This window comes from Streptomyces sp. NPDC007983 (assembly GCF_042958345.1).
In the GTDB taxonomy this organism is placed as follows: domain Bacteria; phylum Actinomycetota; class Actinomycetes; order Streptomycetales; family Streptomycetaceae; genus Streptomyces.
The window spans coordinates 507,818-533,249 of the sequence record NZ_JBIBJI010000003.1; the positions used below are offsets into that span (position 1 = coordinate 507,818).

The 25,432-nt window shown below is 71.2% G+C and carries 25 protein-coding genes; 13 read left to right on the forward strand and 12 right to left on the reverse strand.

Translation table 11 applies throughout. The annotated features are described in order from the left end of the window. Nucleotides 1–3 precede the first annotated feature (3 nt). A complete protein-coding gene (gene galU / locus ACFZCY_RS11355) occupies nt 4–906 on the reverse strand; it encodes a UTP--glucose-1-phosphate uridylyltransferase GalU (RefSeq protein WP_361487364.1) in 903 nt (300 codons plus the stop codon). A gap of 82 nt (nt 907–988) precedes the next feature. On the opposite strand from galU, the gene ACFZCY_RS11360 reads away from it, so the two are divergent. Then, the gene (locus ACFZCY_RS11360; protein ID WP_391171301.1) at nt 989–1,579 is read left to right on the forward strand and encodes a 5-formyltetrahydrofolate cyclo-ligase; all 591 of its coding nucleotides are present in this window, start codon (nt 989–991) and stop codon (nt 1,577–1,579) included. A 172-nt stretch (nt 1,580–1,751) separates the two neighbouring features. Here the strand turns inward: ACFZCY_RS11360 and ACFZCY_RS11365 are convergent, their stop codons facing one another. After that, nucleotides 1,752–4,526: a penicillin acylase family protein gene (locus ACFZCY_RS11365; RefSeq protein WP_391171303.1), complete on the reverse strand. Its 2,775-nt coding sequence runs from the start codon at nt 4,524–4,526 to the stop codon at nt 1,752–1,754. 259 nt (nt 4,527–4,785) lie between these two features. Here ACFZCY_RS11365 and ACFZCY_RS11370 point away from each other — a divergent pair, with 259 nt between their 5' ends. From ACFZCY_RS11370 to mscL, 5 genes are all read left to right on the forward strand, one after another. After that, nucleotides 4,786–6,306 (forward strand): potassium/proton antiporter, encoded by a 1,521-nt coding sequence (locus ACFZCY_RS11370; RefSeq protein WP_391171305.1) that lies wholly within the window; start codon nt 4,786–4,788, stop codon nt 6,304–6,306. A 123-nt stretch (nt 6,307–6,429) separates the two neighbouring features. Continuing rightward, nucleotides 6,430–6,795 carry an FmdB family zinc ribbon protein gene (locus ACFZCY_RS11375; protein ID WP_391171307.1) on the forward strand — a complete coding sequence of 122 codons (366 nt, stop codon included), beginning with the start codon at nt 6,430–6,432 and terminating at the stop codon, nt 6,793–6,795. A 97-nt stretch (nt 6,796–6,892) separates the two neighbouring features. Then, nucleotides 6,893–7,741 carry an S-methyl-5'-thioadenosine phosphorylase gene (locus tag ACFZCY_RS11380; RefSeq protein WP_391171309.1) on the forward strand — a complete coding sequence of 283 codons (849 nt, stop codon included), beginning with the start codon at nt 6,893–6,895 and terminating at the stop codon, nt 7,739–7,741. Between the two features lie 289 nt (nt 7,742–8,030). Then, complete coding sequence (locus ACFZCY_RS11385; RefSeq protein WP_391171311.1) at nt 8,031–8,540, forward strand: RcpC/CpaB family pilus assembly protein; 510 nt, start codon at nt 8,031–8,033, stop codon at nt 8,538–8,540. 93 nt (nt 8,541–8,633) lie between these two features. Then, complete coding sequence (gene mscL, locus ACFZCY_RS11390) at nt 8,634–9,119, forward strand: large conductance mechanosensitive channel protein MscL (protein ID WP_391171313.1); 486 nt, start codon at nt 8,634–8,636, stop codon at nt 9,117–9,119. A gap of 16 nt (nt 9,120–9,135) precedes the next feature. Here the strand turns inward: mscL and ACFZCY_RS11395 are convergent, their stop codons facing one another. Together ACFZCY_RS11395 and ACFZCY_RS11400 are read right to left on the reverse strand one after the other, a co-directional pair. After that, nucleotides 9,136–9,324, reverse strand: coding sequence for a hypothetical protein (locus ACFZCY_RS11395; protein ID WP_391171315.1), 189 nt, complete (start codon nt 9,322–9,324; stop codon nt 9,136–9,138). Nucleotides 9,325–9,327: 3 nt separating this feature from the next. After that, on the reverse strand, nt 9,328–9,870 hold the full coding sequence (locus ACFZCY_RS11400; protein WP_391171317.1) for an AMP-binding protein: 543 nt from the start codon (nt 9,868–9,870) through the stop codon (nt 9,328–9,330). 202 nt (nt 9,871–10,072) lie between these two features. Between ACFZCY_RS11400 and ACFZCY_RS11405 the strand changes: the two genes are divergently transcribed. Together ACFZCY_RS11405 and ACFZCY_RS11410 are read left to right on the forward strand one after the other, a co-directional pair. Then, the gene (locus ACFZCY_RS11405) at nt 10,073–11,221 is read left to right on the forward strand and encodes a P1 family peptidase (RefSeq protein WP_391171319.1); all 1,149 of its coding nucleotides are present in this window, start codon (nt 10,073–10,075) and stop codon (nt 11,219–11,221) included. A gap of 79 nt (nt 11,222–11,300) precedes the next feature. Beyond that, nucleotides 11,301–12,221 carry an FAD-dependent oxidoreductase gene (locus ACFZCY_RS11410; RefSeq protein ID WP_391171321.1) on the forward strand — a complete coding sequence of 307 codons (921 nt, stop codon included), beginning with the start codon at nt 11,301–11,303 and terminating at the stop codon, nt 12,219–12,221. Between the two features lie 7 nt (nt 12,222–12,228). Here ACFZCY_RS11410 and ACFZCY_RS11415 read toward each other — a convergent pair whose 3' ends face one another. From ACFZCY_RS11415 to ACFZCY_RS11425, 3 genes are all read right to left on the reverse strand, one after another. Next, entirely contained in the window at nt 12,229–14,352 is a 2,124-nt protein-coding gene (locus ACFZCY_RS11415) for a fructose-specific PTS transporter subunit EIIC (protein WP_391171323.1), read from the reverse strand. Between the two features lie 85 nt (nt 14,353–14,437). Then, nucleotides 14,438–15,382 carry a 1-phosphofructokinase gene (gene pfkB, locus ACFZCY_RS11420; RefSeq protein ID WP_391171325.1) on the reverse strand — a complete coding sequence of 315 codons (945 nt, stop codon included), beginning with the start codon at nt 15,380–15,382 and terminating at the stop codon, nt 14,438–14,440. Next, entirely contained in the window at nt 15,379–16,140 is a 762-nt protein-coding gene (locus ACFZCY_RS11425; RefSeq protein WP_391171327.1) for a DeoR family transcriptional regulator, read from the reverse strand. The genes pfkB and ACFZCY_RS11425 overlap by 4 nt, the downstream gene beginning before the upstream one ends. A 238-nt stretch (nt 16,141–16,378) precedes the next feature. Here ACFZCY_RS11425 and ACFZCY_RS11430 point away from each other — a divergent pair, with 238 nt between their 5' ends. Beyond that, on the forward strand, nt 16,379–17,116 hold the full coding sequence (locus tag ACFZCY_RS11430; RefSeq protein ID WP_391171329.1) for an SDR family oxidoreductase: 738 nt from the start codon (nt 16,379–16,381) through the stop codon (nt 17,114–17,116). A 132-nt stretch (nt 17,117–17,248) separates the two neighbouring features. Here the strand turns inward: ACFZCY_RS11430 and ACFZCY_RS11435 are convergent, their stop codons facing one another. Next, nucleotides 17,249–18,250, reverse strand: coding sequence for a sigma-70 family RNA polymerase sigma factor (locus tag ACFZCY_RS11435; RefSeq protein WP_391171331.1), 1,002 nt, complete (start codon nt 18,248–18,250; stop codon nt 17,249–17,251). A gap of 343 nt (nt 18,251–18,593) precedes the next feature. On the opposite strand from ACFZCY_RS11435, the gene ACFZCY_RS11440 reads away from it, so the two are divergent. After that, a complete protein-coding gene (locus tag ACFZCY_RS11440; protein ID WP_391171333.1) occupies nt 18,594–19,016 on the forward strand; it encodes a hypothetical protein in 423 nt (140 codons plus the stop codon). Between the two features lie 46 nt (nt 19,017–19,062). Here the strand turns inward: ACFZCY_RS11440 and ACFZCY_RS11445 are convergent, their stop codons facing one another. Next, a complete protein-coding gene (locus tag ACFZCY_RS11445; protein WP_391172125.1) occupies nt 19,063–19,824 on the reverse strand; it encodes a dioxygenase in 762 nt (253 codons plus the stop codon). A gap of 133 nt (nt 19,825–19,957) precedes the next feature. Here ACFZCY_RS11445 and ACFZCY_RS11450 point away from each other — a divergent pair, with 133 nt between their 5' ends. Continuing rightward, nucleotides 19,958–20,494 (forward strand): MarR family transcriptional regulator, encoded by a 537-nt coding sequence (locus ACFZCY_RS11450; RefSeq protein ID WP_391171335.1) that lies wholly within the window; start codon nt 19,958–19,960, stop codon nt 20,492–20,494. Between the two features lie 72 nt (nt 20,495–20,566). Here ACFZCY_RS11450 and ACFZCY_RS11455 read toward each other — a convergent pair whose 3' ends face one another. Together ACFZCY_RS11455 and ACFZCY_RS11460 are read right to left on the reverse strand one after the other, a co-directional pair. Continuing rightward, a complete protein-coding gene (locus ACFZCY_RS11455; protein WP_391171337.1) occupies nt 20,567–22,087 on the reverse strand; it encodes a DHA2 family efflux MFS transporter permease subunit in 1,521 nt (506 codons plus the stop codon). Between the two features lie 202 nt (nt 22,088–22,289). Beyond that, on the reverse strand, nt 22,290–22,955 hold the full coding sequence (locus tag ACFZCY_RS11460) for a TetR family transcriptional regulator (RefSeq protein ID WP_391171339.1): 666 nt from the start codon (nt 22,953–22,955) through the stop codon (nt 22,290–22,292). A 263-nt stretch (nt 22,956–23,218) separates the two neighbouring features. On the opposite strand from ACFZCY_RS11460, the gene ACFZCY_RS11465 reads away from it, so the two are divergent. Continuing rightward, nucleotides 23,219–24,544, forward strand: a complete 1,326-nt coding sequence (locus tag ACFZCY_RS11465) for a M6 family metalloprotease domain-containing protein (protein WP_391171342.1) — start codon at nt 23,219–23,221, stop codon at nt 24,542–24,544. Here ACFZCY_RS11465 and ACFZCY_RS11470 read toward each other — a convergent pair. Further along, nucleotides 24,510–25,136 (reverse strand): TetR family transcriptional regulator, encoded by a 627-nt coding sequence (locus ACFZCY_RS11470; RefSeq protein WP_391171344.1) that lies wholly within the window; start codon nt 25,134–25,136, stop codon nt 24,510–24,512. The genes ACFZCY_RS11465 and ACFZCY_RS11470 overlap by 35 nt on opposite strands. 139 nt (nt 25,137–25,275) lie before the next feature. Here ACFZCY_RS11470 and ACFZCY_RS11475 point away from each other — a divergent pair, with 139 nt between their 5' ends. Further along, nucleotides 25,276–25,431, forward strand: a complete 156-nt coding sequence (locus ACFZCY_RS11475; RefSeq protein ID WP_199830898.1) for a hypothetical protein — start codon at nt 25,276–25,278, stop codon at nt 25,429–25,431. Nucleotide 25,432 lies beyond the last annotated feature (1 nt).

The following is a 25,432-nucleotide window of genomic DNA, read 5'->3' on the forward strand; positions in this document are numbered from 1 at the left end:
GTGCTACATCTCCTCGGTGACGTAACTGCGAAGCCATTCCCGGAAGTCCGGGCCCAGGTCCTCACGTTCGCACGCGAGTCTGACAATGGCACGCAGATAGTCTCCACGGTCGCCTGTGTCGTACCGCCGGCCCTTGAAGACGACGCCGTGCACCGGGCCTCCGAGGTCCGGATCGGCGGCGAGCGCCTGGAGCGCGTCGGTCAGCTGGATCTCCCCGCCGCGGCCGGGCTCGGTGCGGCGCAGCACGTCGAAGACGGCCGGATCCAGCACATAGCGGCCGATGACCGCGTAGGAACTGGGCGCGTCGGCCCGGTCGGGCTTCTCGACCAGTCCGGTGACCTGGACGACGCCCTCGTCCAGGGTGGGCTTCACGGCGGCGCAGCCATAGAGGTGGATCTGCGCGGGATCCACCTCCATCAGGGCGATGACGCTGCCGCCGTGCTGCTCCTGTACCTCGACCATGCGGGCCAGAAGCGGGTCGCGGGCATCGATGAGGTCGTCGCCGAGGAGGACGGCAAAGGGCTGGTCACCTACGTGCGGGGCGGCGCACAGCACGGCGTGGCCGAGGCCCCTGGGGTCGCCCTGCCGGACGTAGTGCATGGTCGCCAGGTCGCTGGACTCCTGGACGCGGGCGAGGCGGGTCTCGTCGCCCTTGCGCGTCAGAGCCTCTTCGAGCTCGTAGTTGCGGTCGAAGTGGTCTTCCAGGGGCCGCTTGTTGCGACCGGTGATCATAAGAACGTCGGACAGGCCGGCGGTGACGGCTTCCTCGACGACGTACTGGATCGCCGGCTTGTCGACGACCGGCAGCATCTCCTTCGGGGTGGCCTTGGTGGCCGGGAGGAAGCGGGTTCCGAGGCCCGCGGCAGGGATGACAGCCTTGCTGATCCGAGTACGCGATTGAGTCATGTCCCGAACCTTATCCGTTGCCTTTCGGGCGATTGATGAGGATACGGTGAATATGACATGAGACAGGAAGTATGTGCACTCGATGAGCACCACTGACGTTAGTAAGCCCGCGTTGCGGAGACGCCTCCTGACGATGAGGTCCGGGTTGACGGCGGATGACATCGAGGCATCCTCGGCCTCGCTGGCGTGTCGCGCGCTGGAGCTGCCGGAGCTGGCCCGGGCGGACACCGTGGCGGCCTACGTCTCGGTGGGGAGCGAGCCCGGTACGCGCGCGCTGCGGGACGCGCTGCGCGCGCGGGGCGTACGGGTCCTGCTTCCCGTCCTGCTGCCGGACAACGATCTCGACTGGGCCGCGGACGAGGGCCCGGACGGACTGGTGCGCGCCGGGCGGGGCCTGCTGGAGCCCGGCGGGCCGCGGCTGGGCCCGGAGGCGGTCACCCGGGTGGACGCGGTCCTGCTGCCCGGGCTCGCGGTGGACCGGCGCGGCATGCGGCTGGGGCGCGGCGGCGGTTCGTACGACCGGGTACTGGCCCGGCTGGCCCGGGCCGGGGCCGACCCCGCGCTGGTGGTGCTGCTGTACGAGGGCGAGTTGCTGGACGCGGTCCCGGCGGAACCCCACGACCGGCCGGTGCACGCGGCGGTGACGCCCTCGGGGGCGCACCGCTTCACCTGACGCCCGGCCGGCACCGGTTCACCTGACACCCGCCCGGCAAAGCGGCGGCCCCGCCGGAAGCGCCCGAAGGCGCCTCCGGCGGGGCCGGATGGTTCGCGGGCTCCCTCCCCTGGCCGGGGGCGGGAGAGGCCCGCAGCGGGCCGTCTACGGCCTCAGGGGCGCCTCAGGCGCCTCATGGGGTGAGGGCCAGCTGATCGTCGGTGGACTTGTCCACCGCGGTCTTGCTGAACGCCCAGGGCAGCAGCTCGCCCTTCGCCCACTTCTCGGTCTGGTCCGTGTAGTGCGCGTTGTAGGCGTGGCCGGAGGCGCCGGTGAGGTTGATCCACCGCGACTTGTCGAAGTTGTCGAGGTTGACGACCATCCGCATCGACGGCACCCACGTGACGTCGTACCCGCCCGCCGCGTTCCAGCCGGTCGCGTTGACCGCCGCCTCGCCGCCCGCGAGGTCCCACGGGCCGCGGTTCAGCATCCACTGGACGACCCCCGGGCCCTCGGTGCCCAGCGTCTGGTTCTTCAGCGTCAGCCGGTGCAGCCGGCCCCAGCTCCAGGTGTTGATGTTCTTGCCCAGCTTGGCGGTCAGCTCGGAGCGCGCGTTCTTCATGGCCTGGGCGAGGAGCTGGTCCCGGTTGGTCGCGCCCGGGTGGTTGCGGGTGCCGGCGGTCTTCCACCAGTCGTTGCCCGGCTCCTTGATGATCTTCCGTACGACCTCGTACCAGCGGTCGCCGCCGTCGGGCTGGGCCTGGTCGGCGTCGCGCGTACCGCATTCGCGCACCAGCCGGGTGTTGCCGTCCAGATCCTCCAGCGGACCGGAGTCCCCGGCCGGCCGCACCCGCAGGCACTGCCCCTTGACCCGCAGCTCCTTGGGCAGCTTGTCGCCGAAGGCGAGCATCAGGGTGTTGCGCCAGACGGAGTTGAAGTACGCGGCGGCCGCCGAGTCGGCGTCCTGGGTGTAGTCCCAGCCCTCCAGGAGCTTCTGGGCCTCACGGACGAACGGGTCCTTGACGTTGATCTTCAGCAGATAGGGCGTCAGCACCTTGGCGACCTCGCTGCTGTTGTCCGTCTGCAGGGACTGCATGTCATCCGTGGAGATCTTCCCGCCGTCCTTGATCTTGGATTCGATCAGGTCGGTGATGCGCTGGCTCCGCGCGCCGTATCCCCAGTCGTCGGTCAGCAGGTACGGATACTTCTTCTTGTCTATGACGGCCTGGTTGGCGGTGACGATGTAGCCGCGGTCGGGGTTGTACTCCCAGGGCAGCGCCGACTGCGGAATGAACTTCGACCACCGGTAGCGCGAGTCCCAGCCGGGCGCCGGGTAGCGGCCGTCGCCCTCGTTGCGCACCGGGATATTGCCCGGCGCCTGGTAGCCGATGTTGCCCTTGGTGTCGGCGTAGATGAGGTTCTGGGCGGGGACCGCGAAGTCGCGGGCCGCCTTGCGGAAGTCGTCGAAGTTCCGCGCGGAGTTCAGCCCGAAGACCGCGTCCATGCTGTTGGACGGGGACAGGGCGGTCCACTTCAGGGCGACCGCGTAGCCGTCGCCGCGGTCGGGGGCCACATCGTCGGCCCCGCTGCCCACCGGTGCGCTCTTGCCGACGTTCGTCAGCTCGTCGTCCCGGTCGGAGACGATCGGCCCGTTGTTGGTGCTGCGTACCGTGATCGTGCGGTTCTTGCCCCCCGCGACCTTGATGGTCTCCTCACGGCTGCGGAACGGGACCTGCTTGCCGTCGTACAGGTAGTGCGTCGCGGTGACCTTCTCCAGGTAGAGGTCGCTGACGTCGGCACCCAGGTTGGTCATTCCCCAGCTGATGTCCTGGTTGTGGCCTATGACCACGCCGGGCATCCCGGAGAAGGTGTAGCCCGCCGCGTCGAACGGGCACTTGCTGCTGACCTGGTTGCAGTGCAGGCCCATCTGGTACCAGACGGACGGCAGCTGGGGCGCCAGGTGCGGGTCGTTGGCGAGCAGCGGCTTGCCGGTGGTCGTGTACTTGCCGGAGACGACCCACGAGTTGGAGCCGATGCCGCTGCCGTTGGGGCCGAGCAGCGCCGGAACCTTCTCCAGGGTCTTCGACATCGACGTGAGCCGGCTCTGCAGCCCCTGGGTGGCTCCGCCCACCCCGCTCGCGGCGCCGGTGGATCCCGCCGCGCCGCCCGTGGCGCCCGCTGTGCCCGTCGACGTCGCCTTGGGGTCGAATTCGTCAGTGACCTCGTCGAGCGCGCCGCCCTGGACGATCGGCTTGTTCCGGCTGTACGGATACGACGGGTACAGCTCTTCTATCTGCTTGGCGCTCAACCGGCTCGACGCCAGGGCACGGTCCACCTCGTCCTGCATATTGCCGCGCAGGTCCCAGGCCATGGCCTTGAGCCAGGCGACCGAGTCGACCGGGGTCCACTTCTCCGGCTTGTAGCCGTCGTTCTTGAAGTCCAGCGCCGCGTATTCGGCCGACAGCGCCTTGCCCTCGTGATCCTTGAGGTAGGCGTTGACGCCGTCGGAGTAGGCCCGCAGATACTTCTTCGTCGACGGCGACAGCTTGGTGTCGTATTCCTGCTGCGCCACCCGGCGCCAGCCCATGGTGCGCAGGAACGCGTCGGTCTCCACCTGGCCGGAACCGAACATCTCGGAGAGCCGACCGGCCGTCATATGACGGCGGACGTCCATCTCCCAGAAGCGGTCCTGGGCCTGGACGAAGCCCTGGGCGCGGAACAGATCCTCGGGTGAGTCGCCGTAGATCTGGGGTATGCCATTACCGTCGCGCTTGACCTGGACGGGATCGGAAAGCCCCTTGAGCTGCAGCGACCCCGTGGTCTCCGGGAAAGAGGCCCGCACGGTACTGATACTCCAGTACGTGCCGAAGCCGAGACCCCCCACGAGCAGCAGCACGACTGCGATCACGATCAGGCGGAGACGTCGGCCCTTCTTCTTGGGAGAAGAGCCGGTTTTGTTGGCGGGCATCGCTGTCCTTCGAGGGGCAGGGTGATCCTGGAGTGCTGGAGCAACCATAGGCGCAGGGCTGTCGCCGCCCCTACGCGGAGTCATGACTGACGCCGTCCACCGGCCACCGGACCGGGCCTCCCGCACGTCTCCCGCACCTCCGCGGGCGGCCCGTGTGGAAGGCCCGCGTCAAGAACCCGTAAAATGTTAGGTAAGGCAATGAAGTTCCGGTCGGCCGGGAACCGTTCATCTCGTCCCCGAAGGTCCTCCCGCCGCTCATGTGAGAAAGGTTCGGCCCCTGACTGTCCACCACCTCAATGAACTGCTGCTGGTCTGCTCTCTCGTCCTGCTCGTCGCGGTGGCGGCCGTAAGGATCTCCTCGCGCAGCGGGCTGCCCACCCTGCTGCTCTACCTCGGGATGGGCGTCGCCCTCGGTACGGACGGGCTCGGCGTCACCTTCAACAACGCCGAACTGACGCAGGTCATCGGCTACGCCGCGCTGGTGGTGATCCTGGCCGAGGGCGGCCTGGGCACCAAGTGGCGTGAAATCAAACCCGCGCTGCCGACGGCCGCCGTGCTGTCGACCGCGGGCGTCGCGGTGAGCGTGGGGGTCACCGCGGCGGCGGCGCACTATGTGGTGGGGCTGGACTGGCGGCAGGCGCTGATCATCGGCGCGGTGGTGTCCTCCACGGACGCGGCGGCGGTCTTCTCCGTGCTGCGCAAGGTGCCGCTGCCCAAGCGGCTCACCGGCATCCTGGAGGCCGAATCGGGCTTCAACGACGCCCCGGTGGTGATCCTGGTCGTCGCCTTCTCCAGCCAGGGTCCGATCAACCACTGGTACGTCATGATCGGCGAGATAGCGCTGGAGCTGGCGATCGGCGCCGCCGTCGGACTGGCGATCGGCTGGCTCGGCTCGTACGGCCTGCGCCGGGTGGCGCTGCCCGCCTCGGGTCTGTACCCGATCGCGGTGATGGCCATCGCGGTCGTCGCGTACGCGGGCGGGGCGCTGGCACACGGCTCCGGCTTCCTCGCCGTCTACCTCGCCGCGCTCGTCATGGGCAACGCGAAGCTGCCCCACTGGCCGGCCACCCGCGGTTTCGCCGAGGGGCTCGGCTGGCTCGCCCAGATCGGCATGTTCATCCTGCTCGGACTGCTGGTGACGCCGCACGAACTGGCCGACGACATCTGGCCGGCCGTCGTCGTCGGCCTGGTGCTGACCGTGGTCGCCCGGCCGGTGTCGGTGGTGGTCAGCACGATGCCGTTCCGGGTGGCGTGGCGGGAGAAGGCGCTGCTGTCCTGGGCCGGGCTGCGCGGCGCGGTGCCCATCGTGCTCGCCACCATCCCCATGGTCGGCACGGTGCCCGACAGCCGCCGGGTCTTCAACATCGTCTTCGTCCTGGTGATCATCTACACCCTGATCCAGGGGCCGACGCTGCCCTGGCTCGCCACCCGGCTGCAGCTGGAGGAGACGGAGGGCACCGCGGACCTGGGCATCGAATCGGCGCCGCTGGAGCGGCTGCGCGGGCATCTGCTGTCGGTGTCGATCCCCAAGGACTCCCGGATGCACGGGGTGGAGGTCGCCGAGCTGCGGCTGCCACCCGGGGCCGCGGTCACCCTCGTCGTCCGGGACGGCTCCAGTTTCGTCCCCCTGCCCTCGACCGTGCTGCGGCGCGGTGACGAACTCCTGGTCGTGGCCACCGACCCGGTGCGGGACGCGGCCGAACAGCGGCTGCGGGCGGTCGGCCGGGGCGGCAAGCTGGCGGGCTGGCTGGGCACCGGGGCGGCTGGCAGCAATGGCTGACGACAATGGCCGACGGCGTGGCGTAGGTCACCGTATGCCGTACCGCAGTGGACTGGCGGGCCGGAATACTGCACTATGGAGCGTCGTTAGCACTCAATGAGTGAGAGTGCCAGGAGGAAGTACGTGCCGACCTACCAGTACCAGTGCACCGAGTGCGGCGAGGGCCTCGAGGCGGTGCAGAAGTTCACCGACGACGCGCTCACCGAATGCCCCCAGTGCCAGGGGCGCCTGAAGAAGGTGTTCTCCGCGGTCGGCATCGTCTTCAAGGGCTCCGGCTTCTACCGGAACGACAGCCGCTCCTCGTCCAGCGGCTCGAGCGGCGGCTCGGCGAAGCCCGCGGCGAAGAGCGACAGCGACTCATCGTCGGACAAGACCTCGTCGTCTTCGTCCTCCTCCTCGGACACCTCCTCGGGGTCTTCGTCGTCTTCGTCGTCGGCGTCTTCTTCTTCGTCGTCGTCATCGTCGAGCAGCACCAGCTCGGCCGCCTGACCTCGTACGCACCGCGCCCCCGCCCGCTCCCCTCGGGGAAGCCGCGGGGGCGCGGTGCGTTCCGGCGCCGCCGGCCGGGGCTGGCTAGGGTGATCGCATGGCCGAGACGAGCAGCGCACACGCAGACATAGGGGTCATCGGAGGGTCGGGGTTCTACGCCTTCCTCGACGACGTGACCGAGATCACCATGGAGACTCCCTATGGGGCTCCGAGCGATTCGCTCTTCCTCGGCGACATCGCGGGGCGGCGGGTCGCCTTCCTGCCCCGGCACGGGCGCAAGCACCATCTGCCGCCGCACCGGATCAACTACCGCGCCAACCTGTGGGCCCTGCGCGCGGCTGGGGTGCGGCAGGTGTTCGGACCGTGCGCCGTGGGCGGACTGCGGCCGGAGTACGGGCCGGGGACGCTGCTGGTACCGGACCAGCTGGTGGACCGCACCAAGGCACGTACCCAGACCTTCTTCGACGGTGAGCCGCTTCCGGACGGGCGGGTGCCGAACGTGGTGCACACGACTTTCGCCGACCCGTACTGCCCGGTGGGGCGGCAGGCCGCGGTGGCGGCGGCACGCGGACGCGGCTGGGAACCGGTGGACGGCGGGACGATGTGCGTGGTCGAAGGGCCGCGCTTCTCCACGCGGGCGGAATCGCGCTGGCACGCCGCCCAGGGCTGGTCGGTGGTCGGGATGACGGGGCATCCGGAAGCGGTGCTCGCCCGCGAACTGGGGCTGTGCTACACGTCGTTGACGCTGGTCACCGATCTGGACGCGGGAGTGGAGACGGGTGAGGGCGTCTCGCACGCCGAGGTGCTGAAGGTGTTCGGCGAGAACGTCGGGCGGCTGCGCGAGGTGCTCTTCGACGCGGTGAGCGGCCTTCCGGACAACACCGACCGGGACTGCCTGTGCGCGCACGGGCACGAGGGCTGGGAACTGGGGATAGAGCTGCCGTAGCGGGCGGGGCTGGGACGGGTGCGCGCTCGTGTGGGGGACCGAGTTGTCCACAAGGCGGCGGCCGTCCACAGGCCCCGGCGGGATCGGGCGGGGCCGGGCATGGTGAAGGAGCCAGAAGCTCCCGGCTCCTCACGGCAGGCGGTGTTGTGCCATGTCCCATCCGTTCTCCCCGTCCCCCGCGTCCCCGCCCCCGTCACCCGCGTCCTCGTCCCCTGCATCCCCGCTCCGCGCGTCTTCTCCGCCGGCCCGCGCCACTCCCCCGGCCCGCGCGGTGCCACGCTTCGGTCCGGTGCGGGTGGCGCGCGACGGCGGATACCGGCTGCGGCGATTCGTGCGGCGACGGCGGCGCTCGATGGCGGCCGGGCTGGCACTGACGGCCGCCGCGCTCGCCGCCGCGGCACCGTCCGGTCAGGGCTCCGAGCGCCCCGAGCCCTCCCCCACCACCGCGGCCGGGAGCCGGTACGAGCCGTCGCGCCCCGCCACGGTGTCCGCACCCGTCCGGATCGCCGACGCGGCGGCGGTGCGGCTGCTGCACCCCGGCGACCGGGTGGACGTGCTGGCCGCGCCCGCGTCCGACGCCGTCCGGCGCCGCGGCTCCGGTGCCCCGGCGCGGGTGGTCGCGCGCGGGGTCCGGGTGGCCTCCGTCCCCGGCCTCCGGGGCGGTGATCCGCCGGCGGTCGAGGTGGACGAGCCGGATGCCGGGGCGCTGGTGGTGCTCAGAGTGCCGCGTCCGGCCGCCGCCGCACTCGCCGGGGCCGAGGCCACCTCACGTCTGGCGGTGACCCTGTGCCGCTCCTGACACGCATGCCTCACCTCATGGGCCGAATCGACGCCGGTGTAGGTTGCGGAACCGTCCGCTCCTGCACCGTGGCGGCGAGAGAAAGGCAGTGGGTTGAGCACAGAGAAGGTGCCCGAGGAGAAGCAGAGCGTCCTGGAGGGCTTCAAGGCCTTCCTGATGCGCGGCAATGTGATCGACCTCGCGGTCGCGGTCGTCATCGGAGCCGCCTTCACCGCCGTCGTGAACTCCATAGTGAAGGGCTTGATCAATCCCATAGTCGGCGCCTTCGGCACGAAGGACCTGGAGAAGTACCGCTCCTGCCTCAAGGCGCCCTGCGAGACGAACGCGGCGGGCGAGGTGGTGAAGGGCATCCCGATCCTCTGGGGCAGCGTGCTGTCCGCCGTGCTGACCTTCCTCATCACCGCGGCGGTGGTGTATTTCCTGATGGTGCTGCCGATGTCGCGCTATCTTGCGCGCAAGGCCGCCCGGGAGCAGCAGGCGGAGGAGGAGCAGGCCGAGACGGAGGCCGAGGAGATCATGCTGCTCCGCGAGATCCGGGACGAGCTGGTGGCCCGCCGCGAAGGCGGCCCCAGCACCTGATCGAGCGCCTGCTCGGTCAGAGGTGGTGGGGCGGCTTCTCGTCGAGGAACCGGGCCAGATCCGCGGCGCTGTCGGCGCTGTGTCCGCCGGGAGTCCGCTCGCCCCACCCGCGGTCCGTGTCGTCCGAGGACGGCTGCGCCAGAGGGTCGTCGAAGATCAGCGCGGCGGCCGGATCGCGCGGTCCTGGGTCGGGGGCATCGCTCATGGCTCAAGCGTACGACCGCGGCAGCGGTTCGGTGTACCGGCCGAGCTCGTCGTGCCACCACAGGTCCCGGCCCGGCTTCCAGGACACCGGGCGGCCGAGGCGGTGCACGACCAGTACGTTCCGGACGCCGGGGCAGCCGGTGAGCGCCCGGTCGACGAGCTGCTTGAGCGGGTGCTGCTCACCGCAGCGCTGTTCCCCGTCCGCGGTGATGACGATCTTGGCGTCCATCTCCCTGATCCGGTCGCGCAGTTCGTGCGGGCGCAGTCCCACCGGCAGGCTGCCGCGTACGACGTCGAGGCGGCCGCAGGCGAGCGTGGCGATCACGGATTCGGGCACCAGCGGCAGATGGACCGCCACCCGGTCACCGGCCCGGACCCCGAGCCGGGTGAGGGCGGCGGCGGCCCTGGCGGCCTGGTCGAGCAGTTCGGCGTGGGTCAGCTCCTCGGTGCAGTCGGGCTCGCTGATCCACCGGAGGGCCACCCGGGAGGTCTGCCGCGTGGCGGCGGCCAGGGTCGGGAGCTCCTCCGTCCGGGAGGTACGGGGCACGGCGGTATTCCTTGAGGCGGGGACGAACGGCATACCGCACAGCCTGCTGGCTCGTCATCAACATCTGATGAACGACCGCTATATGAGGCGGAGATGGCCCGGCGCACGCCGCCCGGAGGCGCTCGTGAGGGCCCTCGTTCCGGGGCCGGTCACGCCTCGGTGCCCGACCATGACACGAGCTACCGTGCTACGCATAGCGTTCATGGATGCCGAGCGAACCACCCATGACTCCCCGCAACCCGGCCGGACCGACGCACTGACGGATGTACCCGGGGTGCGCGTCGGCCATGCGCAGCGCACCGGAGGCGGATGGCTGACCGGAACGACCGTCGTGCTGGCCCCCGAGGGCGGCGCGGTCGCCGCCGTCGATGTGCGCGGCGGCGGCCCGGGCACCCGGGAGTCCGACGCCCTCGATCCGCGCAATCTCGTCCAGCGCGTGGACGCCGTCGTGCTGACCGGGGGCAGCGCGTTCGGCCTGGACAGCGCCTCGGGCGTGGCCGGCTGGCTGGAGGAGCACGGCCGCGGCTTCCGGGTCGGCCCCGATCCGGCGCAGGTCGTCCCGGTCGTCCCGGCGGCCGCCCTCTTCGACCTCGGCCGGGGCGGCGACTGGCGGGCCCGGCCGGGTGCCGACCTGGGCCGGGAGGCCGCCGAGGCGGCGGCCCGCTCGGAGCCGGGCGCACCGGTGGCGCAGGGCAACGCGGGTGCGGGCGCGGGCGCGGTGGCCGGTGGGCTCAAGGGCGGCACGGGATCGGCATCGCTGGTGCTGCCGTCCGGTGTCACGGTGGCCGCGCTGGTGGCGGTCAACGCGGTCGGATCGGTGGTCGACCCGCGGACCGGAGCGCTGTACGGGCAGGAGTATGAGCCGTCCGGTGACGGTGGGCCCCACCGCCCCGGCGAGGAGGAGCACGCGGAGGCGGCGCGCCGCCTGGCCGCCGCGCGAGCCGAGTCGGAGCGGCGCCAGGCCGCATCGGTGCGGCCTCCGCTGAACACGACCCTGGCCGTGGTCGCCACCGACGCCGCGCTCACCCGGGCCCAGGCGCACAAGCTCGCGGGCACGGCGCACGACGGTCTGGCCCGGGCGATCCGGCCGGTGCATCTGATGTCCGACGGTGACACCGTCTTCGCCCTGGCCACCGGTGATCGCCCGCTGGTGCCGGAGGAGAGCGGGGGTGATGCGGAGGATCCGGCGTTCGGGGTGCACCGGGAGGCCGGGGCGCTGAACGAGGTGCTGGCGGCCGGGGCGGACGCGCTCACCCGGGCCGTGGTCAAGGCGGTGCTGGCGGCGGAGGGCGTGGACGGCCCGGGCGGGGTCTTCCCCGCGTACCGGGATCTGTACGGCGGACCGTTCTGAGCGGATGTCCGTCGGGCGGGCGAGAGGGCCCGAGTGGGACCGAGAAGGGCTGAGAGGGCTGAGAGGAAGGGGGATCACCATGGATGCCGATCTGCTGGTTGTCGGCGGCGGTCCGGCGGGCTGTGCGGCCGCCGTGATGGCGGCGAGCCTCGGGATGCGGTCCGTCCTCGTCGAGTCGGGCGACGTGCTGTGCGGTGCGCTGCGGCGTATCCCGGTGGTGAGCAATGTCCTGGGCTTCACCACCGGTCCGGGGATGGCGGCGGCGATCGAGGCCGACGTGGAGCGGTGTGACCTCTGCCGGGTCGCACTCGGGCGGCGGGCCGTGCGGATCGACGCGTTCGAGGACCGGGTGGAGGTGACGGTCGACGGGCCGGGGGTGGCCGGCGCGCGGCTGACCGCGCCGTATGCCGTCGTCGCCACCGGGGTGGGGCCGCTTGGGCCCGCCGCCGCCAAGTGGCTCGCAGGAGCGGAGGGCCGGGAGCTGCCCCAGCTGTGGGAGGCGGACGCCGCGGCGATCACCGGCCGCACGGTTCTGGTCCTCGGCGCGGACCGCCCACTGGGCACCCTCACCCGCGCCCATCCGGACCTGCGGGCCCGGTTCCTGGTCGCCCATCCGCCCGAGGACGCCTACAAGACCGAGGAGATCGGGCAGGACGCCCGGGTGGAGCTGGTGGCCGTGCGGCGGCTGGAGTTGGGGCCGCCGTCGGCGCCGCCGCGGGCCGATGCACTGACCGTCGCGGGCGAGCGGCATGCCCTCTCGGCCGACCTGGTGTTCCTGAACCTGGGCAGCGCCCCGGCGCCGCCCACCGGGTCCCTCGTCACCGGCGCGTCCGGTTACTGTCCGCCCGGGCGTCAGCCCCCACGCATCCGTACTGCCGGTGATCTGCGCTCCGCCCGCTTCCAGCGGATCGCGACCGCGATGGGCTCAGGCAGCGAGGCCGCGCTCAGCGCCTACTACGCTGCGCGCGGCCTCGCCACGGATGGGGTGGGGGATGGCTGAGATGGGGTCAGACCGCGACCGCCACCTTCTCCTCGTCCCCGGCGGCGCCCTTCGCGGAGGCGTCGCCACCGGCCGTGGCCGTGGCACCGGCCTCCGCCTTCTTCCGCAGCCCCTTGAGGAAGACCACCAGTCCGGCCGTCACCACCGTGCCCGCCACGATGGCCAGCAGGTAGAGGAACGGCTGGCCGATCAGCGGGACCACGAAGATGCCGCCGTGCGGGGCGCGCAGCGTGCAGCCGAAGGCCATCGACAGCGCACCGGTGATCGCGCCGCCCACCATCGAGGAGGGGATCACCCGCAGCGGGTCCGCCGCCGCGAACGGAATGGCGCCCTCGCTGATGAAGGAGGCGCCCAGCACCCAGGCGGCCTTGCCGTTCTCCCGCTCGGTCTTGGTGAACAGCTTCCCGCGCACGGTGGTGGCCAGCGCCATCGCCAGCGGCGGGACCATACCGGCCGCCATCACCGCGGCCATGATCTTGAGGCTGCCGTCGCTCGGGTTGGACACCGCGATGCCGCCGGTGGCGAAGGCGTACGCGACCTTGTTGACCGGGCCGCCGAGGTCGAAGCACATCATCAGGCCGAGGATCACGCCGAGCCCGATGGCGTTGGCGCCGGAGAGCCCGTTGAGCCAGTCGGTCATCGCCCCCTGGGCGGAGGCGATGGGCTTGCCGATCACCACGAACATCAGGAAGCCGACGACCGCCGAGGAGATCAGCGGGATCACCACGACCGGCATGATGCCGCGCAGTGCCGCCGGGACCTTGAACCGCTGGATGCCCATGACGACCGCGCCCGCGATCAGGCCCGCGACCAGACCGCCGAGGAAGCCCGCCTTGATCGTGGTCGCGATGAAGCCGCCGACGAAGCCGGGCACGAGCCCGGGCCGGTCGGCCATGCCGTAGGCGATGTACCCGGCCAGGACCGGCACCAGGAAGGTGAAGGCCGCGCTGCCGATCTGGAAGAGCAGCGCCGCCCAGCTGGCGGTCTCGGTCCACACGAAGTGGTCCGCGACCGACTTGGCGTTGGCGATCTCGTAGCCGCCGATCGCGAAGGCGAGCGCGATGAGCAGACCACCCGCGGCGACGAACGGGACCATGTAGCTGACGCCCGTCATCAGCCACTTGCGCAGCCGGGTACCGAAGTGGTCGCCGCCCGCGTCCATCGGGGCGGAGCCGTCCGAGGCGTCACCGGCCGCGTCCGCCGGTGCGCTGGTCTCGCCGCGCGCCGCCTTGTCGCGCGCCTCGGCCACCAGCTCGGCCGGGCGGTTGATGCCCGCCTTGACTCCGACGTCCACCGTCGGCTTCCCGGCGAACCGCTCCTTGTCCCGGACCTCCACGTCATGGGCGAAGATCACCGCGTCGGCGGCGGCGATGGTGGCGGCGGGCAGCTTCTCGAACCCGGCCGAGCCCTGGGTCTCCACGACCAGCTCGACACCGGCCTCACGGGCGGCGTTCTCCAGCGACTCGGCGGCCATGTAGGTGTGCGCGATGCCGGTGGGACACGAGGTGACGGCGACGATCCGGAAGGGCGCCGCCGCGGCCGCCGGTGCGGGCGCGGCCCCGGTCGGCTCGGAGGCCCCGGTCGGCTCCGCCGGGCCGTTCGCCGCGTCCTTCGGCTCCTCGGCCGCGGGCTCCTCCGCGGCGCTGTCCGGGGCGCCGGCCGCGGCGCTGTCCGGGGCTGCGGACGGTTCCTCGTCACCGCGGATCAGGGCGGCCGCCCGGGCCGGGTCGTCGGCGGCCCGCAGGGCGCCGGTGAATTCGGCGTTCATCAAAGAACGGGCGAGGCTGGACAGGATCGTCAGGTGATCGCTGTCGGCACCCGCGGGGGCCGCGATCAGGAAGATCAGGTCGGCCGGTCCGTCCGGCGCGCCGAAGTCGATCCGGGTCGTGCTGCGCCCGAAGGCCAGCGTCGGCTCGGTGACATGCTCGCTGCGGCAGTGGGGTATGCCGATGCCGCCGTCCAGGCCGGTCGGCATCTGCTCCTCGCGGGCCGCCACGTCGGCGAGGAAGCCGTCGAGGTCGGTGACCCGGCCCGCCGCGACCATGCGCTCGGCGAGCGACCGGGCGGCGGCTTCCTTGGTGTCGGCGGACAGGTCAAGGTCGACCAGATCCGCGGTGATCAGCTCACTCATCTCGCGGCTCCCTTGGGTGCTATACCGCCCTGGGGCAGGCGGGCGGAGGGGGTGGGGACTGGGGGGTGGGAGTGGGTCGGGCCGGTCACGCGGGCTCCTTGAGCACGCGTTCCAGCGGGACGTCCGACGTCGTGGTGACGGCGGACGGGTCCAGGTCGGCCGGGGTCGGCATCGCGCTGCCCGGCAGCTGTACGGCGGCCGCGCCATGGGCCACGGCCGAGGCGAGCGCGGCGGCTCCGGTGCCGCCCGCGGCGAGGAATCCGGCGAGCGAGGCATCGCCCGCACCGACATTACTGCGGACGGTCGCGACCTTGGCCGTGCCGAAGTAGACACCGGTCCCGTCGACCAGCAGCTGGCCGTCGGCGCCGAGGCTGGCCAGGACGGCGCGGGCACCCAGCTCGCGCAGCTCCTCGGCGGCCTTGACCGCCTCGCCCACGGTGGCGATCGGGCGGCCGACGGCCTGGGCGAGTTCCTCGGCGTTGGGCTTCACCACATCGGGGCGCTCGCGCAGGGCCGCGGTCAGGGAGGGGCCGGAGGTGTCCAGGGCGATCCTGGCCCCCGCGCTGTGGGCCCGGGCGACCAGCTCGGCGTACCACTCGGGGGCGAGCCCGCGCGGAAGGCTGCCGCAGCAGGCGATCCAGTCGGCGTCGGCGACCCGGTTCCGTACCGCCTCCAGCAGGGCCTCGGCCTCGGTGTCGCTCAGCTCGGGACCGCTCGCGTTGAGCTTGGTGAGGGTGCCGTCCGGCTCGGCGACGGAGATGTTGACCCGGGTCGAGCCGCGCACCGGCACGCCCGCCGCCTCGATGCCCAGCTCTTCGAGCAGCCGTGCCAGCAGCGCGCCCTCGGGGCCGCCGAGCGGCAGCGCGGCCACGGTGCGGTGCCCGGCGGCGGCCACGGCGCGCGAGACGTTGACGCCCTTGCCGCCGGGGTCGACCCGGTCGGTGGTGGCCCGCAGCACGGCGCCGCGCTCCAGCGCCGGGATCTCGTACGTACGGTCCAGGCTGGGATTGGGGGTGACGGTGAGGATCATGCGCGTACTACTTCCGTGCCCTGCTTTTCGATGGCGAGGGCGTCCTGTGGGCTGAGACCGGTGTCCGTGATGAGCAGGTCGACATGGTCGAGGCCGCCGAAGCGGGCGAAGTGCTCCTGGCCGAACTTGCCGGAGTCGGCGAGCAGCACGACCCGGCGGGCGGCGCCGATCATGGCGCGCTTGACGGCGGCCTCCGCGAGGTCGGGGGTGGTCAGCCCGCTGTCCGGTGAGAAGCCGTTGGTGGCGAGGAAGACCACATCGGCCCTGATCTCGCCGTAGCCGCGCAGTGCCCAGGCGTCGACGGCGGCCCGGGTGCGGTGGCGGACCCGGCCGCCGACCAGGTGCAGGGCGATACCGGGGTGGTCGGCGAGGCGGGCCGCGATCGGCAGCGCGTGCGTGACCACGGTGAGCCCGGCTTCCAGGGGGATGGCGGCGGCGAACCGGGCCGCCGTCGACCCGGCGTCGATGATCACGCTGCCGTCAGCGGGGAGTTCGGCGAGGGCGGCGCGCGCGATGCGGTCCTTCTCGTCGGCGGCGGTGCTCTCGCGCTCGGCGAGGTCGGGCTCGAAGTCGAGACGTCCGGCCGGGATCGCGCCCCCGTGCACGCGGCGCACCAGACCGGCCCGGTCGAGGGCCCGCAGATCGCGCCGTACGGTCTCGGCGGTGACCTGGAACTCCTCGGCGAGGGACAGGACATCCACCCGTCCGCTGTCGCGGGCGAGCCGGAGGATCTCCTGCTGACGCTCCGGTGCGTACATGTGGGTTTACGTCCCTTCCATGCCCGAACCTGTGATTTCGCGGCCAGATTACGTCGCCACTTCCGGAAAGTAAACAGACTCGGGCACGAAACAAACTCGACCGGACAGACTCGGGCCAGCTTCGAAAGCCTGGGCCCGATCCCCGGCGCGCCCCGCCAGGATCAGTCATGTCCGAGGGCATCACAGCACATCCGGGCATCCCTCATCTTCATCGCATTCTTCGCATCCGGGAGCGGACATGACACTCGACGGCAAGGTGGCCCTGATCACCGGAGGCAGCCGCGGTATCGGCGAGGCCATCGCCCTCCGGCTCGCCGAGGACGGCGCCGATGTCGCCCTCACCTATCACCATCAGGCCGACCGGGCGGCGGACCTCGTCGAACGGATCAAGGCGCTGGGCCGCCGGGCCCTGGCCGTACGGGCGGACAGCGCGGACCCGGCGGCGGTGCGGGCGGCCGTGGCCGGGGCCGCAGCCGAGTTCGGGCGCCTGGACATCGTGGTGAACAACGCGGGCGTGGGAGCGCTCGGCCCGATCACCGAGCTGTCGCTGGAGGACGTGGACCGCGTCCTGGACGTCAACGTCCGGGCACCGTTCCTGACCGCCCAGGCGGCGGTCGAGCGGATGGCCGACGGCGGGCGGATCATCAACATCGGCAGCTGCATGGCCGAGCGCGTCGCCTTCCCCGGCGGCAGCCTCTACGCGACCAGCAAAACCGCCCTGACCGGCCTGACCAAGGCGCTCGCCCGTGAGCTGGGCCCGCGCGGGATCACCGTCAACCTGATCCACCCCGGCCCGATCGACACCGACATGAACCCCGCCGACGGCGAGAGCGCCGCCATGCAAAGCGGCTTGACCGCGCTCGGCCGCTACGGACTGCCCTCGGAGGTGGCCGCGACCGTCGCCCATCTCGCGGGCGAGAGCGGCCGCTACATCAGCGGGGCGTCGATCGCCGTGGACGGCGGCTTCGCCGCCTGAGCAGCCCGACGCGAGCAGCCCGATCACGAGCCGCCCGATCAGGCAAGGAAGAGCCCCGGCGCTCGGGGGAGTCCGCCGGGGCTCGGTCTATGGGGTCTGTGACGTGCGGTCGGATCCATGCGGCGCGGCGGCTCAGGCCGCGGCGTCGAAGCCGGTCTGACGGGCCATCTTCTTCAGTTCCAGCAGCGCGTGCTTCTCGATCTGACGGATGCGCTCACGTGTGAGCCCATGCTGCTTGCCGACCTCGGTGAGCGTGCGCTCCCGCCCGTCATCGATGCCGTACCGCGCCTTGATGATGGAGGCGGTCCGGTCATCGAGGCGGCCGATGAGGTCTTCCAGCTCCTCGCTGCGCAGCAGCGTCATCACCGACTGCTCGGGCGAGACGGCCGAGGTGTCCTCCAGCAGGTCGCCGAACTGGGTCTCGCCCTCGTCGTCGACCGACATGTTGAGGCTCACCGGGTCGCGCGCCCAGTCGAGCACGTCCGAGACCCGCTCCGGCGTGGAGCCCAGCTCCTCGGCGATCTCCAGGTGCTCCGGCTCGCGGCCGTGCTCACGGTTGAACTCACGCTGCACCCGGCGGATCCGGCCCAGCTCCTCGACCAGGTGGACGGGCAGCCGGATCGTGCGGGACTGGTCGGCGATCGAGCGCGTGATGGCCTGGCGGATCCACCACGTGGCATACGTCGAGAACTTGAAGCCCTTGGTGTAGTCGAACTTCTCCACGGCGCGCACCAGGCCCGCGTTGCCCTCCTGGATCAGGTCCAGCAGGGGCAGACCACTGCGCGGATAACGGCGGGCCACGGCCACGACCAGGCGCAGATTCGAGCGGATGAAGACATCCTTCGCGCGGGCGCCCTCGGCGGCGATGGCCTCGAGCTCCTCACGGCTCGCGCCCGCGGCTCCGGCGTCCTCGACCTCCCCGTCCAGAATCTGCTGGGCATATACACCCGCCTCGACAGCCTGGGACAGCTCGACCTCCTTCGCCGCGTCCAGCAACGGGGTGCGAGCGATCTCGTCGAGATACATGCCGACCAGGTCGCGATCGGCGATCTCCCCGCCTGTGGCGCGAACACTGTTGGCCCCCTCAGCACCACCGGTGGTGGCCTGATTGCGGGCGACGGCACGGGTTGCCATGCGTGCTCCCTTACAGATGGATCGGGCGCGGACTATGAACGGACCTTCCCTGGGCGGGTGCCCCGTCCGATGGAAACAACGACTGGAATCCGGACAGAATTCCCAAGCCGCGCCCACCTTTTTACGATCATGCAGTACCCTGTGCCGCCACAGGGGGTTCAGCGGGAGGCGACAGCGTCGAGAAACGCAGGTCAGGGGTGCCGATCGCGCCGGAGCAGCCACCTTCCCCCGCCTTCCCACCTCGCCTCCCACTCCACAAGACGGATCCCATGGCCTTCTGGTTGCCCGGACCGGTTGCCGGAGGCCCGGGGCGGGTGTGCGCTTGAGGGGAGGAGGTCCTGCCATGAGTCCTGTCATGAAGGGTTCCGTCTCGACCCCGGCGCGCGGGCGCCACCGGCCGCGCCTCCCCGCCGCGCCGCTCCACGCCTCCGCGTCCTGGGTGGTCCCCGTCGTGTTGGGTGTCCTCAGCGGCGGCTACGCGATGTTCATCGGCCACAACCAGGGCGCGACCGTGCTCGCCGCCGGGCTCCTCGGCCTGGTGGGGGCGATCCTCGTCGGCGCGGCCTGCTATCTGGTCGGGCGGATCCAGGCGCGGCTGCTGCCGGAGGTCCGGGCGGGGCTGTACGGAGCGCTCCTCGGCTGCGTGATCGGCTTCCTGTACTGCCTGAGCGGGGCCACGGTGGCCCGGGCGTCCGTCATCGCCCTCGCGGTGGCGCTGGCGATGGCGGCGGTGTCGTTCTACGTCTTCCACGCCCGGGAGGAATGAGCGGACCGAACGGGCGGAGCGCCGGGCAGAGCCGCCCGCCCGGGCCTCAGCCGAGCTGCAGCGACCGCTTCGCCAGCCCCATCCAGAAGCCGTCGATCACGCTCCGCTGGCTGTCCAGCTCCGACTCCGCCGCGCCCAGCGTGACGAACAGCGGGGCGAAGTGCTCGGTGCGCGGGTGGGCGAGGGGTCCGCTCGGGGAGGCGTGCTCGAAGTCGAGCAGGGCGTCGATGTCCTGCCCGGCGAGGGCGCGCCGCCCCCAGTCGTCGAACTCGGTCGACCAGCCGGGCGGCGTCGGGCCGGCGTGGCGCAGCGCGGCCAGGTTGTGGGTGAAGAAGCCGCTGCCGACGATCAGCACTCCCTCGTCGCGCAGCGGGGCGAGCTTGCGGCCGATGTCCATCAGCTTCCGCGGGTCCAGGGTCGGCATCGAGACCTGGAGGACGGGAATGTCGGCGTCCGGGTACATCTCGACGAGCGGTACGTAGGCACCGTGGTCGAGCCCCCGGTCGGGGATGTCCTGGACGGGTGTGCCCGCGGTACGCAGCGTCTTGCGGACGCGCTCGGCCAGCTCGGGCGCGCCGGGCGCGGCGTAGCGGACCCGGTAGTAGTGCTCGGGGAAGCCCCAGAAGTCGTAGACCAGCGGAACCGTTTCGGTGGCGCCGATGGCGAGCGGGGCTTCCTCCCAGTGCGCGGAGATCATCAAAATGGCGGTGGGACGGGGCAGGTCCGCCGCCCAGGCGGCGAGCTGTCCGGGCCAGACCGGATCATCGGCGAGCGGCGGAGCACCATGGCTGAGATAGAGGGCGGGCATGCGCGACACGGCGGCGGCTCCTCGACCAGACGAACACCAGAAAGCTTGAAGTCTCAAGCAGTACGCACTTCACGGTATCGCACACTTGTTTAAAATTCAAGAAGTAGTCCTTACACTGAACGATGTGGACGCCATGAACTCCCCCGCAGACACAGCCCCGGACACAGACGCAGACACAGCCCCGGACACCGACGAGCCCCGCTGGCTGAACGATGACGAGCAGCGCGCCTGGCTGGCGTACGTCCAGGCCAGGATGTTGCTGGAAGACCATCTCGACCGTCAGCTGCAGCGCGACGCGGGCATGCCGCACATCTACTACAGCCTGCTGGTGAAGCTCTCCTGGGCGCCGCGCCACCAGATGCGGATGACCGAACTGGCCGAGGCCGCCAAGATCACCCGCTCCCGGCTCTCCCACGCCATCACCCGCATGGAGAAGGACGGCTGGGTACGGCGCGAGGACTGCCCCTCCGACAAGCGCGGGCAGAACGCGGTCCTCACCGAGAAGGGGTTCGACGTCCTCAAGCAGACCGCGCCCGGCCATGTCCACGCCGTCCGCTCGGCGATCTTCGACCGGCTCACCTCGGAGCAGATCGCCCAGTTCGGCGACGTCTGCCAGATCATCGCCGACGGGCTCCAGCCCGAGGGCGCCGATCTCCCCTGGCTGCGCTGATCCAAAGCACACGCAGGCCCCGCTCCACCGGGCGAATGCCGGGGAGCGGGGCCCACGCGTCCGTACGCGTCGTCAGTGCGCCATGACCGGAACGGCGTCCTCCACCGCCCCGTCACCCGAACCGGCGACCGCGCCGCCGCCGTCCTGTCTCCCGGCGCTGATCAGCGTCGTGGCGATCGCAGCGGCCAGCAGCAGGATGCCGACGGCCCAGGCGATGGCCGCGGTGTAGCCGTGCACCATCGACTGCAGCTGCAGCAGCTTCGGCGACGAGGCCGTGGCCATGTGGCCCTTGGCGTAGGCCGTGGTGGCGCTGGCGGCGATGGTGTTGAGCAGCGCGGTGCCGATCGCGCCGCCCACCTGCTGCGAGGTGTTGACCATCGCGGAGGCGACGCCCGCGTCACGCGGCTCGACACCATGGGTGGCCAGGCTCATCGCGGGCATGAACGCCGTGCCCATGCCGAGGCCGAGCAGCATGATCGCGGGCAGGATCAGCGCCGGGTACGAGCTGTCCAGGTCGATCTGGGTCAGCAGCAGCATGCCGGACGCGGCGACCAGGAAGCCCGGGCCCATCAGCAGCCGCGCCGGAACCCGGGTCATCAGCCGGGCGCCGATCTGCGTCGAGCCGGTGATCATGCCCGCGACCATCGGCAGGAAGGCCAGACCGGTCTCGACCGGGCTGTATCCCTTGACGATCTGCATGTAGTAGGTGAGGAAGAGGAACAGACCGAACATGCCGATGACGGCGAGACCCAGCGAGGCGTAGACCCCGCCGCGGTTGCGGTCGGTGACGACGCGCAGCGGCAGCAGCGGCGCCTTGACCCGGGACTCGACGATCACGAAGGCGGTCAGCAGCACGGCGGCCGCGATGTACAGGGCGACGGTCGGGCCCGCGGTCCAGCCGTCGGACTCGGCGCGGGTGAAGGCGTAGACCAGCGCGACCAGACCCGAAGTGGCCAGCAGCACACCAGGGACGTCCAGCTTGGAAGGGTTGCGGCTCTCGCTGGGCTCGCGGATCACGGAGATCGCGCCGACCGCGGCGACAATGGCGAACGGGATGTTGACGAAGAACGTCCAGCGCCAGTCCAGGTATTCGGTGAGGACACCGCCGAGGATGAGGCCCACGGCACCGCCGCCGCCCGCGATGGCGCCGAAGACGCCGAACGCCTTGGCCCGCTCCTTGGGGTCGGTGAACATCACGGCGAGCAGCGAGAGCGCGGAGGGCGCGAGCAGCGCGCCGAAGACGCCCTGCAGGGCGCGGGCGCCGAGCAGCATGCCGCTGCCCACGGCGGCGCCGCCGAGCGCCGAGGCCGCGGCGAAGCCGATGAGCCCGATGATGAAGGTCTGCTTACGGCCCCACAGGTCCGCGATCCGGCCGCCGAACAGCAGCAGGCCGCCGAAGGCGAGGGCGTAGGCGGTGATGACCCACTGCTTGTTGCCGTCGGAGATGTGCAGGTCGGCCTGGGCCGAGGGCAGAGCGATGTTCACGATGGTCGCGTCGAGGACGACCATCAGCTGCGCGAGGGCGATGAATATCAGCGCTTTCCAGCGCCGGGGGTCGGCGTATGGGGCCTTGTTCAGGGCCGTTTCAGGCATGGGTGGGCCTACCTAGCGGTGCGGAGAGTGATAAATGGGACGTTTGACACCCGGCTCGGGCCGGGCGGAGTCATGGAGTGAGAAGAAGGAATGAGAGCCGGGACGGAGTGAAAGCTGACGAAGTGCGGCGTCGCACACAAGGAAGACCGGTGGACGCGCGAGAAGTAAGCGGTGTTCGGTGAGCGGCCGGGTGCGAGCTACGTCACGGCCGGTGCTGCAGATCCTCCAAGGTGACGGCTGAGCCGGGAAGTTCGGAGCGCGCCGGGGCCGACAGGCCGTCCAGGAACAGCTGTAGATGCCGGTGCACGAAGGCGTCGAAGTCCACACAGACGCTGCCGGGCAGCGGCCGGGTGAGCTGGGTGAGCGCGACCATGAGATCGCCGACGTCGATGTCGGCGCGCAGGCGGCCGGCCGCTCGGGCGGCCCCCATCAGGGCCTCGATACCGGCGTCCAGACGGTCGCGGGCGGCGATGTGGTCAGGGTGCTCCTTGTCGATGCCGTCGGAGAGCAGGGGGCACAGCGCGCCGATCCGCTCGTCCGCCGCCGCGTGGACGAAGCGCCCCAGCGCCAGGAAGGCGTCGGGCTCCTCGGCCAGGGCCGATTCGGCTTGTTCGGCGACGCGGGACATCACCGACAGGGTCACCTGGTGGATCAGTTCACGGCGGTCAGCGAAGTGCCGGTAGATGGTGGCATTGCCGACTCCCGCCCGTCGAGCGATTTCATCGAGCGGGACCTCGGACCCGTACTCGACGAGCACCTCGCGGGCGGCGCTGACGATCCGCTCCCGGTTGCGCAGGGCGTCGGCGCGCAGTCGGGGCGGTGCATGCCGTGCGCGATCCGCGGCCTGTGTGGCGGTGGCTCCGGTCATGACAGCTCCCCTTTCTGTGTCCGATCGTCCCGGCATCGAACCATTCGAGGTGAACGATTCGAGGTTCAACATTTCCGGGGAGTCAGTCCCCGTTTGTTCGGTCACCGGTTCAAACGGGGAACCAGTCCCCGGAATTTCGCAGTCCGTAGGTGACCTGTGTCACACCTGATACGCGCCCGTTTCGCCCGCCCGGCCCAGTCGATTCGCCCGCCCGGACGCACCCCACGGGCGCCCCGGCGCGCTCCGGCACACCGTGGGCGGCAATGAAGCAGACCCCCGAGGGCCCCCGCCCTCGAATACGCAGGCTCCGCCGAGGCAGCGCGTTCCTCATCGCGGCCGTGCTCACGGTCGCGGTGGTCGCCCCGGCGGCGATGCCGCGTCCGGGGAAACCGGCCGCCGCCGAGCGCGCCCCGGCACCGGTGACCACGGCGAAGGCCGGATCACTGGAACCCTGCTCCCTCGCTCCCGAACCCGGGCTGCAGATGTCCGAGGGCATCCCCACCAGCCGCGGCTACAGCCGCAGTACAGGGACGGTCAACGCCCTCAATCTGATGATCGACTTCCCGGATGTGCGCGGCAAGGGCACGGCCCGCGAGCGCTTCGAGGAGTTCTTCCCGCAGACCTCGCAGTGGTTCGCCCGCAGTTCCTACGGACGGCTCGACTACCGGCCCGCGATGCCGATCCGCCACTGGCTGCGGATGCCGCACTCGTTCCGCTCGTACGGCATAAAGCGCGGCAGCCTCTTCGAACCCGGCTACCGCAAGCTGGTCGCGGACATAGCGAGGACGGCCGACGCGAAGGTGGACTTCCGCCGCTACGACCTGGTGAACGTCCTGGTCACGCCCAACGCCGGGCCGCCCGCCGCGCATGCGGTGCTCTCCGTGACGTACGCCGACAACCAGCGCGCCCCGATCGCGGACGGAGTTCCGCTGGCCAATGTCTCCTTTGTCTACAGCCGTCAGGACGACGGTTCCGGTTCGCTCCGGAAGACCGGCTTCCGGGTCCTTCCGCACGAGAACGGCCATGTCTTCGGACTGCCCGACCTCTACACCCGCGGCGGCGGCGACAACGTCGGCCACTGGGACGTGATGTCCGAGGACTGGGGCGCCGGCAACGACCTGCTGGCCTGGCACAAGTGGAAGCTCGGCTGGTTCGGCATCCGCCAGGTTCACTGCGCCGCCCACCCCGGCACGACGGTGCACGTGCTGTCGCCGCTGCACCGGCCGGAGGGCACCAAGCTCGTCTTCGTCCCGGTCTCGGATTCCGCCGGATACGCCCTGGAGGCGCGCACCGGCGGCGGCAACGACGAGGCGGTGTGCAAGCCCGGCGTCCTGGTGACCTGGGTGGACACCCGTATCGACTCGGGCGGCGGCCCGGTCACCGTCCTGGACAGCTCCCCCGGCGGCCACGGCTGCACCCAGGAGCGCAACGTCCACCCCGGGCTCAGCGACGCGGCCTTCGGCCCCGGCGAGACGTACGAGGGGGGCGCGGACGGAGTGCGCGTACGGTTCCGCGTCACCGGCCGGGACGCGGACGGCTCCTACCGCGTCGAGGTCACGCGTCGCGCCAGTGCCGGCGCCCGAGGCTGATCAGCAGCAGCTGCTTACGGGCCGTGTCGGCGATCCGCTCGCGCTCCCGCTCGTCCTCCTGGGCCTCCATGAACGCGGTCGCCGTCGTCACCATGCGGTCGACGTACAGCTCGGCCAGCATCCGGACGTCCTCCGGCGGCCAGCCCGCCGGGGTGAGCCGGGGCGCGAAGGCCGCGGCGACCTCGTCGACCAGCAGGCCCAGTTCGGTGGCGATCGCCGCCCGCACCGGCCGCACGCCGCCGTGCCGTTCGCGCGCGATGAAGCGGATGTGGGTGGGGTGGTGGCGCACATGCTCGGCGACCGCTTCCATCACCGCGTCGATCCGCTCCTCGTCCCCGTCCCGCTCGGCGAGGATGGCGCGGACCATGCCCTGGAGACTGCCCAGGGACTCCTCGACCAGGGCCACGCCCAGGTCCGCCATGTCCCGGAAGTGCCGGTAGAAGGCGGCCGGAGCCATGCCCACCACCCGGGTCAGCTCCCGCAGGCCCAGGCTGCTGAGGCTCTGGTCCTCCAGCAGCCCCAGTGCCGCGTCGAGCAGCGCGCGGCGCGATTTCTGCTTCCGTGCCTCGCGGATCCCGCATGTGTGACTCATATCATTCCAGTAAACAGGTGTTCGCCGACATTGACCAGTCCTCTCCGGGGGTACCTTAGGTGTCAGTGAACAGTTGTGAATCCAATTGTTCACTAAATGAGTATCCCGCTCAGGATCCACCACCACGAGAGAGGCTCACATGCTCTTCATCGTCGCGGCTCTCGCCCTGATGGGGGTTCTGCTGGGCGCGGCGGCACACACCCCGCTCCCGGTCTTCCTCGCCGCCTCCGGCGTCATCGGCGCATGGCTGCTCATCTTCTTCATCCGTGAACGCACCGGACACAAGGGGAGCTGAC

Coding starts and splice junctions, on each gene's coding strand:
- ACFZCY_RS11430 (WP_391171329.1), top strand. CDS start 16,379: ATGACACTCGACGGCAAGGTGGCCCTGATCACCGGAGGCAGCCGCGGT.
- ACFZCY_RS11440 (WP_391171333.1), top strand. CDS start 18,594: ATGAGTCCTGTCATGAAGGGTTCCGTCTCGACCCCGGCGCGCGGGCGC.
- ACFZCY_RS11450 (WP_391171335.1), top strand. CDS start 19,958: ATGAACTCCCCCGCAGACACAGCCCCGGACACAGACGCAGACACAGCC.
- ACFZCY_RS11380 (WP_391171309.1), top strand. CDS start 6,893: ATGGCCGAGACGAGCAGCGCACACGCAGACATAGGGGTCATCGGAGGG.
- ACFZCY_RS11470 (WP_391171344.1), bottom strand. CDS start 25,136: ATGAGTCACACATGCGGGATCCGCGAGGCACGGAAGCAGAAATCGCGC.
- ACFZCY_RS11415 (WP_391171323.1), bottom strand. CDS start 14,352: ATGAGTGAGCTGATCACCGCGGATCTGGTCGACCTTGACCTGTCCGCC.
- ACFZCY_RS11405 (WP_391171319.1), top strand. CDS start 10,073: ATGGATGCCGAGCGAACCACCCATGACTCCCCGCAACCCGGCCGGACC.
- ACFZCY_RS11460 (WP_391171339.1), bottom strand. CDS start 22,955: ATGACCGGAGCCACCGCCACACAGGCCGCGGATCGCGCACGGCATGCA.
- ACFZCY_RS11395 (WP_391171315.1), bottom strand. CDS start 9,324: ATGAGCGATGCCCCCGACCCAGGACCGCGCGATCCGGCCGCCGCGCTG.
- ACFZCY_RS11410 (WP_391171321.1), top strand. CDS start 11,301: ATGGATGCCGATCTGCTGGTTGTCGGCGGCGGTCCGGCGGGCTGTGCG.
- pfkB (WP_391171325.1), bottom strand. CDS start 15,382: ATGATCCTCACCGTCACCCCCAATCCCAGCCTGGACCGTACGTACGAG.
- ACFZCY_RS11435 (WP_391171331.1), bottom strand. CDS start 18,250: ATGGCAACCCGTGCCGTCGCCCGCAATCAGGCCACCACCGGTGGTGCT.
- ACFZCY_RS11360 (WP_391171301.1), top strand. CDS start 989: ATGAGCACCACTGACGTTAGTAAGCCCGCGTTGCGGAGACGCCTCCTG.
- ACFZCY_RS11365 (WP_391171303.1), bottom strand. CDS start 4,526: ATGCCCGCCAACAAAACCGGCTCTTCTCCCAAGAAGAAGGGCCGACGT.
- ACFZCY_RS11445 (WP_391172125.1), bottom strand. CDS start 19,824: ATGCCCGCCCTCTATCTCAGCCATGGTGCTCCGCCGCTCGCCGATGAT.
- ACFZCY_RS11465 (WP_391171342.1), top strand. CDS start 23,219: ATGAAGCAGACCCCCGAGGGCCCCCGCCCTCGAATACGCAGGCTCCGC.
- galU (WP_361487364.1), bottom strand. CDS start 906: ATGACTCAATCGCGTACTCGGATCAGCAAGGCTGTCATCCCTGCCGCG.
- ACFZCY_RS11475 (WP_199830898.1), top strand. CDS start 25,276: ATGCTCTTCATCGTCGCGGCTCTCGCCCTGATGGGGGTTCTGCTGGGC.
- ACFZCY_RS11425 (WP_391171327.1), bottom strand. CDS start 16,140: ATGTACGCACCGGAGCGTCAGCAGGAGATCCTCCGGCTCGCCCGCGAC.
- ACFZCY_RS11455 (WP_391171337.1), bottom strand. CDS start 22,087: ATGCCTGAAACGGCCCTGAACAAGGCCCCATACGCCGACCCCCGGCGC.